Below are 14,226 nucleotides of genomic sequence, written 5' to 3' on the forward strand. Positions count from 1 at the left end.
GGATGGAGGAAACGATTGGCTTCGGCTGCGCGCATCGCAGGGCTTGTTCGTCGCATGCCGGTGCTGATTCTGGCCGTCGTCGTTATCGCCGTCGGCTTGGCTGGCGCCTTCCATGCGCCGGCCATGGCGCAGGAGCAGCAATACCGCGGCTGGTCGTTGCGCGACCTTTTGTTCCCACGCCGCAGCGAGCGGATCGAGCCGCCGCTGAACATCCAGAAGGCGAAGCCAAAGCCGCGCAAACCCCGCGTCCCGCGTGCGCCGGCCGAGCCGCAAATGCCGATCGCCGAGAAAGTCCCGGATGCCCGTACCGTCCTGGTGGTCGGCGATTTCATGGCGTCCGGGCTTGCCGAAGGCCTCGACACCGCCTTTGCCGAGAACACCGGCATCAGGATCGTGGCTCGCAGCAATGGCTCGTCCGGCTTCGTACGCGATGATTTCTACAACTGGCCCGAACAGATCAAGGCGCTGATCGATACCGAAAAACCGGCCGCCGTCGTCGTCATGCTGGGTTCCAACGACCGTCAGCAGATGAAGGTGGGGGATGTGCGCGAGCAGCCCCGGTCCGAGAACTGGACCAAGGAATACGAGCGCCGCACCGATGCGCTCGGCAAGGCCATCGCCGACGCCAAGGTGCCCTTCCTGTGGGTTGGCATGCCGGCCTTCCGGGTGCCGAAGATGACCTCCGACATGTTGGCCTTCAACGACATCTACCATCAGGCCACCGAAAGCCATGGCGGCGAATTCGTCGACGTCTGGGACGGCTTTGTCGACGAGAACGGCGCCTTCGTCACCAGCGGCCCCGACATGAACGGCCAGCCCGTGCGGCTGCGTGCCGACGACGGCATCAACGTCTCGAAGGCCGGCAAACGCAAGCTCGCCTTCTATACCGAAAAGCCGCTGATGAAGATCCTCGGCCTCGCCGCCCCCGGAAGCGTAACCCCGGCGACCGCACCGGCGGGCGCGCCCGTCGAGGCGCCTGGGCCGGCCGCCGCGCCCATCGTCATCGACCGCACCGCGCCGATGCTGCTCAGCGATCCGGCACTCGACGGCGGCTCCGAACTTCTGGGCGCGGCGCCGCAGCCAAAGCCCAATCAGGATCTGCCCGGTGAAAAACTGGTGGTCGAAGGCAAGGCCCCGGAAGCCTCGCCCGGCCGCGCCGACGATTTCTCCTGGCCACCCCGGCCGCAGCCTGCGGCGGCTGTGGCCGCACCCGGCACGACGACGTCGATAAACCCTTAGAAGCTCCCTGAGCCCGTTTCGAAATTCGCTCCCGCGAGCACCGGAAGCGCAGAAAACGCCTCCAGATGGCTGCGGGAGTAGAATTTCCAACGGGCTCAGCTGGGCAGTACGGTGGACCCCATCAAGGCCTCGTCGATCGAGCGCGCCGCCTGGCGACCCTCGCGGATCGCCCAGACGACCAGCGACTGGCCGCGACGCACGTCGCCCGCCGCATAGAGCCTGTCGACGCTGGTCCTATAGTCGCGATCATTGGCTTCGACGTTCCTGGAACGGCGGCTGTCGGTGACGATCTTCATCTGGCCGTCCAATTCCGACACCAGGCCGGCGATGGTCGGGCCGGCAAAGCCAATGGCGATGAAGGCGAGATCTGCTCGGATGACGAATTCCGTGCCGGCGATCGGCTTGCGCTTCTCGTCGACCTCGCAGCACTTGACGCCGGTCAGTTGACCCTCCTCGCCGATGAACTCGAGCGTCGCCACCTGGAATTCGCGCTCCGCCCCTTCGGCCTGCGAGGACGAGGTGCGCATCTTGGTCGCCCAGTAGGGCCATACCGACAGCTTGTCTTCCTTCTCGGGCGGCTGCGGGCGGATGTCGAGCTGGGTGACGCGCACGGCGCCTTGGCGGAAGGCGGTGCCGACGCAGTCGGACGCGGTATCGCCGCCGCCGACGACGACGACATGTTGGCCGCCGGCGATGATCGGATGTGACGGCCAGGCCACGGACTGGATCGGCTCGCCGCCGACCCGCCTGTTCTGCTGCACCAGATAGGGCATCGCATCATGCACGCCGCCGAGATCGTCTCCCGGGATGCCGGCCGCGCGCGGCGTTTCGGAACCGCCGCAATAGAGCACGGCGTCATGTTCGGCGAGCAGCTCGGCAACCGGCTTGTCGACACCGACATTGACGCCGCAATGGAAGGTCACGCCCTCGCCCTGCATCTGCTCGATGCGCCGGTCGATATAGTGCTTCTCGATTTTGAAGTCGGGAATGCCGTAGCGCATCAGCCCGCCCGGCCGGCTTTCGCGCTCATAGACATGAACGTCGTGGCCGGCGCGGCCAAGCTGCTGGGCAGCCGCCATGCCGGCCGGACCGGAGCCGACAACGGCGACGCGCTTTCCCGTCTTCTTCTCCGGCGGATAGGGCCTGATATGGCCGGTCTCATAGGCCTTATCGGCGATCGCCTGCTCGACCGTCTTGATGGCGACGGGGATGTCCTCGAGGTTCAGCGTGCAGGCTTCCTCGCAGGGCGCGGGACAGATGCGGCCGGTGAACTCCGGGAAGTTGTTGGTCGAATGCAGGTTGCGGATCGCGTTGTCCCAATCGCCATTGTAGACGAGGTCGTTCCAGTCCGGGATCTGGTTGTGGATCGGGCAGCCTGTCGGTCCGTGGCAGAACGGAATGCCGCAATCCATACAGCGCGCGGCCTGTTTCTCGACCTCCTTGTCCGACATCGGCAGCGTGAATTCGCGGAAATGCCGGATGCGGTCAGAGGCCGGCTGGTACTTGTGCACCTGCCGGTCGATTTCGAGAAAGCCTGTTACCTTGCCCATAGTCCAGTTCCTGCTGTCCAGATGGTGCGGTTTTCGCCGCACCCGTTAACCTCTTGAGGCAGCCATGGCAACCTTGCCTTCGAGGTCAAACTGTCGATGAAAGTGGGCCGGGAAACCTGGGCCTCCCGGCAACTGCAAAGTCTATTCCGCCGCAACGCCCATGCGCATGCGTTCCATCTCGATCAGTGCGCGGCGGTATTCGACCGGCATGATCTTGCGGAATTTCGGCCGGAAGGTCGTCCAGTCGTCGAGGATTTCGCGGCCGCGCACCGAACCGGTGTAGTGCACATGGTTCGAGATCAGCTGGTAGAGCCGCTCCTCGTCATGGCTGGTCATGTCGCCGGAGACGTCGACACGACCCTTGTGGTCGAGATCGCCGCCATGGTGCAGCAGCCTTTCCATCAGGTCGTCTTCTTCCGGAACCGGTTCCAGCTCGACCATCGCCATGTTGCAGCGCTCGGCGAAATCGCCCGCCTCGTCCAGCACATAGGCGACGCCGCCCGACATGCCGGCAGCGAAGTTGCGGCCGGTCTTGCCGATGACGACGACAATGCCGCCGGTCATGTACTCGCAGCCATGGTCGCCGACGCCTTCGACGACGGCGGCCACGCCCGAATTGCGCACGGCGAAACGCTCGCCGGCGACGCCGGCGAAATAGGCCTCGCCCTCGGTCGCGCCATAGAGCACTGTGTTGCCGACGATGATGGACTCCGCCGCGACGATCTTGGCCTCTTCCGGAGGCCGGATGACGATACGGCCGCCCGACAGGCCCTTGCCGACATAGTCGTTGCCGGCGCCGACGAGATCGAACGAGATGCCGCGCGCCAGGAAGGCGCCGAAGGACTGGCCGGCGGTGCCGGTCAGCTTCACCGAGATCGTGTCCTCACGCAGGCCCTTGTGCTTGAAGCGCTTGGCCACTTCGCCCGACAGCATGGCGCCCGTCGAACGATCGACATTGCGGATGTCGACCTCGATCTTGACCGGCTGCTTGCTTTCGAGCGCGGGCTTCGCCAGTTCGATCAGCTTGCGGTCGAGCACATCGTCGATCGGGTGCTTCTGCCGCTCGGTCCAATGCACCGCTTCATGCGGCGCGTCCGGCTTGAAGAACATCTTCGAGAAATCGAGCCCGCGCGCTTTCCAGTGGACGATCAGGTCGCGCTTTTCCAGCAGGTCGGCGTCGCCGATGATCTGGTCGATATGGGTGTAGCCCATCTCGGCGAGCAGCGCCCTCACCTCTTCCGCCACATAGAAGAAGAAGTTGATGACATGCTCGGGCGTGCCCTTGAAGCGCTTGCGCAGCACCGGATCCTGCGTCGCCACGCCGACCGGACAGGTGTTGAGATGGCACTTGCGCATCATGATGCAGCCGGCCGCGATCAGCGGCGCGGTCGAGAAGCCGAACTCGTCGGCACCGAGCAGCGCGCCGACGATGACGTCGCGGCCGGTGCGCAAGCCGCCATCGACCTGCAGCGCCACGCGTGAGCGCAAGCCGTTCAGCACCAGCGTCTGGTGCGTCTCGGCAAGGCCCATTTCCCACGGGCTGCCGGCATGCTTGAGCGAAGTCAGCGGCGAGGCACCGGTGCCGCCATCATAGCCCGAGATGGTAATGTGGTCGGCGCGCGCCTTGGCCACGCCCGCCGCAACCGTGCCGACGCCGACTTCCGAGACCAGCTTGACCGACACGTCGGCCGCCGGATTGACGTTCTTCAGATCGTAAATCAGCTGCGCCAGGTCCTCGATCGAATAGATGTCGTGATGCGGCGGCGGCGAGATCAGGCCGACGCCCGGCGTCGAGTGCCGGACCTTGGCGATGGTCGCGTCGACCTTGTGGCCGGGCAGCTGGCCGCCCTCGCCGGGCTTGGCGCCCTGCGCCACCTTGATCTGCATCATGTCGGAATTGACGAGATATTCGGCCGTCACGCCGAAACGGCCCGAGGCGATCTGCTTGATCGCCGAGCGTTCCGGATTCTTGCCGCCGCCGGGCAGCGGCAGATAGCGGTCCGCCTCTTCGCCGCCCTCGCCGGTGTTGGACTTGCCGCCAATGGCGTTCATGGCGCGCGCCAGCGTGGTGTGCGCTTCGCGCGAGATCGAGCCGAAGGACATCGCCCCGGTCGAGAACCGCTTGACGATGTCGGCCGCCGACATGACGTCGTCGAGCGCGACCTTCTTGCGGCCGGTTTCTTCGGCCAGCTTGATCCTGAACAGGCCACGAATGGTCTGGGCTCGGGCCGTCTCGCTGTCGATCTGGGCGGAATAGTCCTTAAACGTCTCCCACGAGCCCTGGCGCACGGCGTGCTGAAGGGTAGCGACCGCGTCGGGCGACCACATATGCGCCTCGCCGCGCATGCGGAACATGTATTCGCCGCCGACTTCCAGGCTGTTGCGCAGCACCGGATCGTTGCCGAAGCCGTCATTGTGGCGGCTGAGCGTCTCGGTCGCGATCTCGTCCAGCCCGACGCCTTCGATCAGCGTCGCGGTACCGGTGAAATACTGCTGCACGAAATCGGTCTTCAGCCCGATGGCGTCGAAAATCTGCGCGCCGCAATAGGACTGGTAGGTGGAGATGCCCATCTTGGACATCACCTTCAGGATGCCCTTGCCGATCGACTTGATGTAGCGCGTGACGACTTCGTAGGCGTCGACCTCTTTCGGCAGTTCGCCGCGCTTGTGCATGTCGAGCAGCGTGTCGAAGGCGAGGTAAGGGTTGATCGCCTCGGCGCCATAGCCGGCAAGGCAGCAGAAATGATGCACTTCGCGCGGCTCGCCGGATTCGACGACGAGGCCGACCGAGGTGCGCAGCCCCTTGCGGATCAGGTGGTGGTGCACCGCGGCCGTCGCCAGCAGCGCCGGGATGGCGATGCGGTCCGGCCCGACCTGGCGGTCGGACAGGATGATGATGTTGTAGCCGCCGGCGACCGCCGCCTCCGCCCGCTCGCACAGGCGGTCGATGGCGCCCTGCATGCCTGCGGCTCCTTCATTCGAGCCATAGGTGATGTCGATCGTCTTGGTGTCGAAGCGGTCCTCTGTATGGCCGATGGAACGGATCTTCTCCAGATCGCCATTGGTCAGGATCGGCTGGCGCACCTCAAGCCGCTTGCGGCGCGAATTGCCGACCAGGTCGAAGATGTTCGGCCGCGGCCCGATGAAGGACACCAGGCTCATCACCAGTTCCTCGCGGATCGGGTCGATCGGCGGGTTGGTGACCTGGGCGAAGTTCTGCTTGAAATAGGTGTAGAGCAGCTTCGACTTGTCCGACATCGCCGAGATCGGCGTATCGGTGCCCATCGAACCAACGGCTTCCTGGCCCGTCGTCGCCATCGGCGACATCAACAGCTTGGTGTCTTCCTGGGAGTAGCCGAACGCCTGCTGGCGATCGAGCAGGCTGACATCCTTGCGCAGCGCGCGCGGTTCGACCGGCTTCAGGTCTTCGAGGATCAGCTGCGTGTTGGCGAGCCAGGTCTTGTAGGGATGCTTGGTCGCGATCTCCGACTTGAGCTCCTCGTCGGAGACGATGCGCCCCTTCTCCAGGTCGATCAGAAGCATGCGGCCGGGCTGCAGCCGCCACTTCTTGACGATCTTATCTTCCGGCACCGGGAGTACGCCGGCTTCCGAAGCCATGATGACGCGGTCATCGTCGGTGACGATGTAGCGCGCCGGGCGCAATCCGTTGCGGTCGAGCGTTGCGCCGATCTGGCGGCCATCGGTGAAGACCACCGCCGCCGGTCCGTCCCACGGCTCCATCAGCGCGGCGTGGTATTCGTAGAACGCCTTGCGATCGGCATCCATGAGCTTGTTGCCGGCCCAGGCTTCCGGGATCAGCATCATCATGGCATGGCTGAGGCTGTACCCACCCTGGAACAGGAATTCGAGCGCATTGTCGAAGCAGGCGGTATCGGACTGGCCTTCATAGGAAATCGGCCACAACTTCGAGATGTTGTTGCCAAACAGTTCGGAATCGACCGACGCCTGGCGCGCCGCCATCCAGTTGTTGTTGCCGCGCACAGTGTTGATCTCGCCATTGTGGGCGACCATGCGGTAGGGATGCGCCAACTTCCACGACGGGAACGTGTTGGTCGAGAAGCGCTGGTGGACGAGGATCAGCGCGGTTTCGAAGCGCGGATCAGTCAGGTCCTTGTAATAGGCGCCGACCTGATAGGCGAGGAACATGCCCTTGTAGACGATGGTGCGTGCCGACAGCGACACGCAGTAGGAGCCGATGTCCTTGTTGTCGTTCTCGGCGTAGATGCGGCCCGATATGACCTTGCGCAGCAGATAGAGTCTGGCCTCGTACTCCTCGTCATCGGGGATGTCAGCGGTGCGGCCGATGAAGACCTGCCGATGAAACGGTTCGGACGCGACGATGTCCGGCGCCTTCGACAGCGACGAATTGTCGACGGGCACGTCGCGGAAACCGATGAGCGGAAGCCCCTCGGACTGCGCCGATTCGGCGATGATGTCCTCGATATGGGCGCGAAGTGCCGCGTCCTGCGGCATGAACCAGTGTCCGACGCCGTACTGACCTACCGGCGGCAGTTCGATGCCCTGGGCCGCCATCTCCTCGCGGAAGAAACGGTCGGGAAGTTGCACCAGCACACCGGCGCCATCGCCGACCAACGGATCGGCGCCGACAGCGCCGCGATGCGTCAGGTTTTCGAGCACGGCAAGGCCGTCCTCGACGATCTGATGCGACTTCACGCCCTTCATGTTGACGATGAAGCCGACGCCGCAGGCATCATGCTCGTTGCGCGGGTCGTAGAGGCCTTGGGCGCCGATGTTGGTTCGGCTAGTATTGGTTCGGGACGCGGTTTTGACGGTTGCCGCTTTCGTCTGCGCGGCCTGGCCGTTCGTCGCAGAGTGCGTCATGTCCGTCATCTCTTGGTCCTCCATTCCCAGCCCTTCGGGCGCTGGTCTGCCCCGGCAAGCGCCTGGCTCACCCTGATCCTTGCGGCACGTCTTGCGAAATCCTTGCCGAACCAGGCGGCTTTCCGCATGGTTCGTATTCGTACAGGCCAGCGTCTGGCTGTCCAACCTGTCGCCCGCAGCAACAGCCGGAGAGGCCCAAATGATACGCCAATCCAGCTCGTTTTGTGCGACAAAATAAGACAGCACTACTGTCCTAAATTTTTATGACAGAAATCCTGGACGCACACAAGACCGATTCACAAAAAACTTGAGCCGCCAGCGACATAAAATTACGTGAAGTTGAGGAAAAACGTAAGCTTCGATCACAGCCGCTTTTCGGATCCGGCTGGCTTTACCGCTTTTCCGACACGTGGCCCTTGCGCGTGAAACCCCAAAGCAGCCAAGGTCGCGCCGTTTTCAACCGAAGCAGGATTCCTGATGTTTTTTGCATCCGACAACTGGGCGGGCGTCCATCCCGACATCTCTGCCAATTTATCCCGGCATGCCGCGGGCATCGCCACGGCTTATGGCGACGGCGAGCTCGACCGCGCCGTCTACCGGCGCTTCAGCGAGATTTTCGAACGGGATGTCGCGGTGTTCTTCGTCGCGACCGGCACGGCGGCCAACGCGCTGTCCATGGCGGCGTGCAATCGCATCGGCGGCGTCGCCTTCTGCCATTCCGAAGCGCACATGAATGTCGATGAATTCGGCGCCGCGGGCTTCTACACCGGTGGAGCGCGCATGTCGCCGGTTCCGGGGCCACTGGGGCGCATCAATCCGCAGGCCCTCGACCGGGCCATCACGCGCTACTCGCAAGACCTCGCCCCCGCCGGCCAGCCGATGGCGGTGACGATCACCCAGGCGACCGAGGTCGGCACCGTCTACACCGTCGACGATGTCAAGGCGATCGCCGAAGTCAGCCGCCGTCACGGCCTGCCTCTGCACATGGACGGAGCGCGGTTCGCCAACGCGATTGCGGCGACGGACATCAGTCCCGCAGAAATGACCTGGAAGAGCGGCGTCGATATCATCTCCTTCGGAGGCACCAAGAACGGCTGCTGGATGGCCGATGCTGTGGTGGTCCTGAACCCCGACGTGGCACGTGACCTGCGCCTGCTTCGCCAGCGGGCCGGGCAGACCTTTTCCAAGGCGCGCTTCATCTCGGCTCAGTTCGAAGCCTATTTCACCGACGATCTCTGGCTGAGGATGGCGCACCACGCCAATGCCATGGCCGCGCGGCTGGCCGCGACGATCGAGGATGCACCGGCAGGCCGGCTGGCCTGGCTGCCGCAGGCCAATGAAGTGTTCGCGATCCTCGACCGCGCCAAAGCCGAAAAGCTGCAGGCGGCCGGGGCAAAATTCTACGAATGGGGTTTGCCGCAGGGCTTCGACAGCCACCTCGGCGACAATGAAGTGATCTACCGTTTCGTCGCCAGCTTCGCGACCACGACCGAAGAGATCGACCACCTTGGCCACCTGATCGCTTGAGCTTTTCCTATGACCATGTCACCGCTCGGCTCGACTATGCGGCTGATCCGCCCCGCTCCAAACGTGCTCGGCTTTTATGACGGCCGGATAGAGGGCGTTCGCGGCTGGTCGGATCAGCCCAATTGGCTCGATGACGGCGCCTATGCCCTTGGCATTTGCACCTATGCAATTGTCGATGGCTCGGAAGCGCTTGTCTATGACACGCATATTTCGCTTCAGCACGCCCGGATCATCCGGCAAACGCTAGAGGGTATGGGCGTCACCTCGATGCGGGTGGTCCTCAGTCATTGGCATGATGATCATGTCGCCGGCAACGAGGTGTTCCGGGATTGCGAAATCATCGCCAACAACCTCACAGCCTCTGCTCTCGCAGAGAACCGGACCAAACTGGAAAATGAGAACCCGCCGATCAGACCCCTTATCCTTCCGAATCGGACATTCGACGGCAATCTCGACCTCATGGTCGGGTCGATAGCGGTCGACCTTCGGCACGTCGAAATCCACAGTCACGACGGTACCGTGTTGGTCATGCCCAGCGCCGGTCTGCTCTTTGCCGGCGATACGCTTGAAGATCCGATCACTTATGTCGGCGAACCGGAACAGCTGACTAAACATCTGGACGATCTCGAACGCATGGCCGGCTGGACCTTTGACCGCATCCTACCCAATCACGGTTCGTTGCAGATGATCCAATCCGGTGGGTACGGTCGCGAGTTCATTGCCGCTACCCGATCCTATGTCGAAAAGCTGCTTCGCTGCCGACACGAGCCCGATCTGGTGAGGCAAGATTTGAGAGCCTTCGCTGCCGAAGTGTTCGCCTCCGGTGCCGTCGGTTATTTCGCGCCATACGAGGCCGTTCACCGACAAAACGTTGACGCCGTGGTGGCTTCGGGGACTGCCAGCTGAACATAAGAAAGGCGGCGCCTTTCAGCGCCGCCTTTGCCTTGGGAGGCTATCAGTTTAGTTGGCGGTCTTGGCCTCGATCTGCTTGGCCTTGGCCGGAGCCGAGGTGATCGCGATCTTGCGCGGCTTCAACTCCTCGGGAATGTTGCGCTTGAGGTCGACGAACAGCAGGCCGTTCTTCAGCGCGGCGCCGACGACTTCAACATGGTCGGCAAGCTGGAAGCGGCGTTCGAAAGCCCTAGAGGCAATGCCGCGATAGAGCAGTTCGGAACCTTCGCCGGTGCCCTCGTCCTTGCGCTCACCTTTTACCGTCAGCACGTTGCGATGGGCTTCGATCGAGATTTCCTCGTCCGAGAAGCCGGCAACGGCCATCGAGATCCGGTAGGAATCCTCGCCGGTGCGCTCGATGTTGTAGGGCGGATAAGTCTGCGCGCCATCGGGCTGCGCAAGCGAATCGAGCATGGTGAAGAGACGGTCGAAGCCGACGGTCGAGCGATAGAGCGGGGAAAAGTCAACGTGACGCATGAGGTGTTCTCCTGTTGAGCAACATGGTTTGCGTATGGCCGGTGCGAAACCCTTGAGCGGCGTTTCGGCTGGACCAGCGGCCCCGATATTGGCGACCGCATCCGACATTTGGGGAGCGCTCGAATGCATTTCAAGATTTCTCCTGTCGGCAAAAACCCGTGCGGCTGGTCGTTGATGAACGGCAGATGAACCGGCGCTTCGGCGCGCGTTCAGACAGCCGGCGCTAGAGTGGGCCCAAGATCAAGGACTGGCGGGCGCCGACTGAATAACAGGCGCCGCAACGAGGCCGACCGGGGTGTAACGTCCCTTCCTCCCGGATCGACAGAGGCCGGAAGCACGCTTTCAAGCGGCTTCCGGCCTTCCCCTTTGTGGGTCTCGCGTCACCGGGAATTCCTTTGCTTTTGGCGCATGGGCGTCTATCACCTTTAGCGGAGCCAGCCTGCACGGGCGGGCACGCGAGACGCCGAGCACGAAGCGCCGAATGACGGATATTGTCCAAGACATCCCCCTTTTTCACGAAATCGAGGGCAATCCACGACCGGAAAACGCCAGTGGCGGCTTCTTCACCACCCGCGACCGCAAGAAGATCCGCTACGGCCTGTTCGGCGCGGTCACTCGCCCGTTGAAAGGCACCGTGGTCGTGCTCACCGGCCGCAACGAGTGCATCGAAAAATATTTTGAAACCATCCGCAATCTTGCCGACCGTGGCTTTGGCGTCGCCACCCTCGACTGGCGCGGCCAGGGCGATTCTTCCCGTCTGATCCGCGATCGCCAGCGCGGCTATGTCCGTAGCTTCCGCGACTACACAGCCGACCTGGAGCAGTTCTTCGAGGAGATCGTGCTGCCCGACTGCCGCGGCCCCTACTACATCCTCGCCCATTCAGCCGGTGCGGTGATCACGCTGCTTGCCACGCCGTCTATGGTCAACCGCGTGCGGCGCATGGTGCTGATCGCGCCATTCCTGACCGTGCCCGACCTGCCGGTCTCGATATCGACGGTTCGGCGCGTCTGTTCGTTCTTCTGCGCGCTCGGCCTTGGCAGGCTCTATGCCGCCTGGGGTCCACGGCCGAAGATGCCGGCCCCTTTCGAGACCAACAAGCTGACGTCCGACCCGGTGCGCTACCGGCGCAACACGCGGATCTACGAAGAGTACCCGCAGCTGGCGCTCGGCGGCCCGACCATCCGCTGGCTGCAGGCCGCCGCCAAAGCATCCGAAGCTGTCAGCGACCCCGACTTCATGGCTCGCATTCAGGTCCCCATGCTGATAATCGCCGCCGGCGCCGACCAGGTCGTCTCGACCAAGGCGGTGGAAGCCTATGCCAGGCGTCTGCGGCTCGGTTCGCTGCTGATGATCGACGGCTCCCGCCACGAAATCCTGCAGGAGGCCGACATGTACCGCGAGCAACTCCTCGCCGCCTTCGATGCCTTCATTCCCGGCAGCGACGACCCTACGGCCTGACAGACGCCGATCCCCGGCTCACGCCTGGCGGGCGAACTCCATGACCCAGTTGGTCTCCCAGCTCGTGCCGCCATCAAGCGAAAAGGCCTGTTCCCAGCGCGCCGAATTCTCCATCATCCGTGACCAGAGGAAACGAACCTGGGTCGGCCGTCCGTCGAAGACGTCGTCACACAGGAACGTGCCGACACCGTCGATGAACGCGCCGCGCACCGGCACATCGATGGTTAGCGGGTTGCGGCCGTCGATCCACCAGATCGACCATTGCCGTGTCGCCGGATCGAAGGTCCGCACCGCTGCGGCGCGATAGGCGCCGCCCGGCAGCTCGATCACATTGTCGTCGACATTGCCGAGACCGCCGAGGAGCGGGCGCACCTCGCATGTGCCGCCGAATTCGTCCCAGTTGGTGTCACTCGCAAGGCGCTTTTGCAGCCTTCGATGGCTGACATTCCAGCAGCCGAAGAAGAAGTCGAAATCGCTGCGGCCGTCCGCTGGAGTGTCATTGGCGTGGCTGGCTGTTGATTGCATCGGCATGTCTGGTCCTCCTCTGGAAAGGCCCTTCCATAGTCGGTGCCAACTGACACCCTGTTGTCAGTAGGGATGGGCCGGCGCTGCCCGCGGGATGCAAAGTGCTAAAGATTCTGACAGCCCGCGCCGTCCCGGAGTGCTCATCTGCCCGCGTCGAACTGAACGCCAAGGAGATGAGATCATGACCGAGAAAACCTGCGCCGCCTGCGATTGCCAGCTGGACGCCAACCCGATCCGCGTCAAGGTCGGCGGCAGGACCGTCGAAGTCTGCTGCGAGGAATGCGCACAAGCGCTGAACGAAGCCGGCGCCTCGGCAGCCGGCACCAGGGAGGACTGAGCGATGCGCCCTGATCATACGGCGACGCAATGCCTGGCCGGCACGGTGCCGACGCAGGCGCCGACAATCCGCACCGTGACCATTCGCCAGACTTTGTACGCACAATTCGTTGCGACGGCTGGCTGGATCAGCTGTCAGATGGAGAGGCGCCGAAGCCGCCGCGCTTTGCTCGAGATGACCGACGACCAACTCAAGGACATCGGTCTGTCGCGCGGCGAAGCCTACTCAGAATTCACGCGCCGGCTGTGGGATTGATGCATATCGCCGAAAAGTGGTCCCCGTTTTGGGGCGACGACATGCGTGAAACAAAAACTCAAAGCGCGTCGCGTGAATCCATTTTGACGCGACGCGCTTTGAGAAGCAGCCTGCCTGGAAGTCTCCTGACAGGAATGGGTAGGCCGATTGCGTAGAGTGCCGATGCAGGACCCATGGCCCGGCGCAGGAAAACAACGCAATGGCCATATCGCAATTCACGGTCCAGCCGCTTCTCGACACCGGCACTGTCAGGGTGCGCGACGTCGTCTGCAGCGGCGAATGCCGGCACAGGAGCGAGGAAGAGTGCACGTCGGCGACGCATCTGGTGTTTCCCTATCGCGGCGTCTTCGTGCGCCATGTCGGCCGCAATGACGCCGTCGCCGAAGCCAATCAGCTGCTGTTCTTCAACGAGGCGGAAGCCTATCGGATCAGCCACCCCGTCGACGGTGGCGACGCCTGCCTCGATCTCGTCGTCGAGGAGGCACAGCTGCTGGAGCTGGTGCCGAAGGAGCAATTGCGCACCGGCGCCACCTCGGCGTTTCGCCGCCAACGCCGGCGTATCGACCCGCGGGCGCAGGCTTTGGTGGCTTTGCTACGCCACAGCTTGAGCCGCAACGTAGCCGAAACGCTCGAGGCCGAAACCCTGGCGCTGACGCTGGTGCGGCGCTCTCTCGGCGAGGAGACCTCGCATGTCGCCGGCGCCAGCCCGGGCCGACAGAAATTGGTCGACCGCGCCAAGCTCGTTTTGTCCTCGGATCTGTCGCGACGCTGGACGCTGGCCGAAATTGCCGCCGAGGTCAGGGTCTCGCCGGTCTACCTGACGCAGGTGTTCCAACTGGTCGAGGCCATGCCGCTCTACCGTTATCATTTGCGCCTGCGGCTGGCGCGCGCTCGACCTGCTTGGCCGCTACGACAATCTGACGACGCTGGGCATGGACCTCGGCTTCTCCAGCCACAGCCATTTCAGCTCCGCATTCAGGCAGGTTTACGGCCGCACCCCGGCGGAGTTCCAGCGCTCGATCAAGCCGCGCTGAAGCAATTCC

The 14,226-nt window shown here is 63.5% G+C and carries 10 protein-coding genes and 1 pseudogene; 7 read left to right on the top strand and 4 right to left on the bottom strand.

Going from position 1 to position 14,226, the window contains the following annotated elements; translation table 11 throughout:
* The first annotated feature begins 15 nt into the window (after positions 1-15).
* Positions 16-1,239: an SGNH/GDSL hydrolase family protein gene (locus AC07FD_RS21555; protein ID WP_478351463.1), complete on the top strand. Its 1,224-nt coding sequence runs from the start codon at positions 16-18 to the stop codon at positions 1,237-1,239.
* A 95-nt stretch (positions 1,240-1,334) separates the two neighbouring features.
* Here the strand turns inward: AC07FD_RS21555 and AC07FD_RS21560 are convergent, their stop codons facing one another.
* Both AC07FD_RS21560 and gltB read right to left on the bottom strand, forming a co-directional pair.
* On the bottom strand, positions 1,335-2,789 hold the full coding sequence (locus AC07FD_RS21560; protein WP_478351464.1) for a glutamate synthase subunit beta: 1,455 nt from the start codon (positions 2,787-2,789) through the stop codon (positions 1,335-1,337).
* Positions 2,790-2,930: 141 nt separating this feature from the next.
* Positions 2,931-7,661, bottom strand: coding sequence for a glutamate synthase large subunit (gltB, locus tag AC07FD_RS21565; RefSeq protein WP_478351465.1), 4,731 nt, complete (start codon positions 7,659-7,661; stop codon positions 2,931-2,933).
* Positions 7,662-8,129: 468 nt separating this feature from the next.
* Here gltB and AC07FD_RS21570 point away from each other — a divergent pair, with 468 nt between their 5' ends.
* Both AC07FD_RS21570 and AC07FD_RS21575 read left to right on the top strand, forming a co-directional pair.
* Positions 8,130-9,179, top strand: a complete 1,050-nt coding sequence (locus AC07FD_RS21570; RefSeq protein ID WP_095084577.1) for a threonine aldolase family protein — start codon at positions 8,130-8,132, stop codon at positions 9,177-9,179.
* A gap of 9 nt (positions 9,180-9,188) precedes the next feature.
* On the top strand, positions 9,189-10,085 hold the full coding sequence (locus AC07FD_RS21575) for an MBL fold metallo-hydrolase (RefSeq protein WP_478351466.1): 897 nt from the start codon (positions 9,189-9,191) through the stop codon (positions 10,083-10,085).
* A 54-nt stretch (positions 10,086-10,139) separates the two neighbouring features.
* Here the strand turns inward: AC07FD_RS21575 and AC07FD_RS21580 are convergent, their stop codons facing one another.
* Entirely contained in the window at positions 10,140-10,607 is a 468-nt protein-coding gene (locus AC07FD_RS21580) for an Hsp20 family protein (RefSeq protein ID WP_023759726.1), read from the bottom strand.
* 481 nt (positions 10,608-11,088) lie between these two features.
* Here AC07FD_RS21580 and AC07FD_RS21585 point away from each other — a divergent pair, with 481 nt between their 5' ends.
* The gene (locus tag AC07FD_RS21585) at positions 11,089-12,066 is read left to right on the top strand and encodes an alpha/beta fold hydrolase (protein ID WP_478351467.1); all 978 of its coding nucleotides are present in this window, start codon (positions 11,089-11,091) and stop codon (positions 12,064-12,066) included.
* An 18-nt stretch (positions 12,067-12,084) separates the two neighbouring features.
* Here AC07FD_RS21585 and AC07FD_RS21590 read toward each other — a convergent pair whose 3' ends face one another.
* The gene (locus AC07FD_RS21590) at positions 12,085-12,597 is read right to left on the bottom strand and encodes a DUF1579 domain-containing protein (protein WP_478351468.1); all 513 of its coding nucleotides are present in this window, start codon (positions 12,595-12,597) and stop codon (positions 12,085-12,087) included.
* Between the two features lie 175 nt (positions 12,598-12,772).
* Between AC07FD_RS21590 and AC07FD_RS21595 the strand changes: the two genes are divergently transcribed.
* From AC07FD_RS21595 to AC07FD_RS21605, 3 genes and pseudogenes are all read left to right on the top strand, one after another.
* Positions 12,773-12,928: a hypothetical protein gene (locus AC07FD_RS21595; RefSeq protein WP_478351469.1), complete on the top strand. Its 156-nt coding sequence runs from the start codon at positions 12,773-12,775 to the stop codon at positions 12,926-12,928.
* Between the two features lie 3 nt (positions 12,929-12,931).
* Entirely contained in the window at positions 12,932-13,183 is a 252-nt protein-coding gene (locus tag AC07FD_RS21600; RefSeq protein ID WP_478351470.1) for a DUF1127 domain-containing protein, read from the top strand.
* Positions 13,184-13,388: 205 nt separating this feature from the next.
* Positions 13,389-14,217, top strand: a pseudogene (locus tag AC07FD_RS21605) (helix-turn-helix transcriptional regulator).
* The last annotated feature ends 9 nt before the right edge of the window (positions 14,218-14,226 follow it).

This window comes from Mesorhizobium waitakense (genome assembly GCF_056431085.1).

Bases quoted from the DNA above. Each gene is read 5' to 3' on its own strand.
- AC07FD_RS21560 (WP_478351464.1), bottom strand. From the start codon at position 2,789: ATGGGCAAGGTAACAGGCTTTCTCGAAATCGACCGGCAGGTGCACAAG.
- AC07FD_RS21595 (WP_478351469.1), top strand. From the start codon at position 12,773: ATGACCGAGAAAACCTGCGCCGCCTGCGATTGCCAGCTGGACGCCAAC.
- AC07FD_RS21600 (WP_478351470.1), top strand. From the start codon at position 12,932: ATGCGCCCTGATCATACGGCGACGCAATGCCTGGCCGGCACGGTGCCG.
- AC07FD_RS21585 (WP_478351467.1), top strand. From the start codon at position 11,089: ATGACGGATATTGTCCAAGACATCCCCCTTTTTCACGAAATCGAGGGC.
- AC07FD_RS21590 (WP_478351468.1), bottom strand. From the start codon at position 12,597: ATGCCGATGCAATCAACAGCCAGCCACGCCAATGACACTCCAGCGGAC.
- gltB (WP_478351465.1), bottom strand. From the start codon at position 7,661: ATGACGGACATGACGCACTCTGCGACGAACGGCCAGGCCGCGCAGACG.
- AC07FD_RS21580 (WP_023759726.1), bottom strand. From the start codon at position 10,607: ATGCGTCACGTTGACTTTTCCCCGCTCTATCGCTCGACCGTCGGCTTC.
- AC07FD_RS21575 (WP_478351466.1), top strand. From the start codon at position 9,189: ATGACCATGTCACCGCTCGGCTCGACTATGCGGCTGATCCGCCCCGCT.
- AC07FD_RS21570 (WP_095084577.1), top strand. From the start codon at position 8,130: ATGTTTTTTGCATCCGACAACTGGGCGGGCGTCCATCCCGACATCTCT.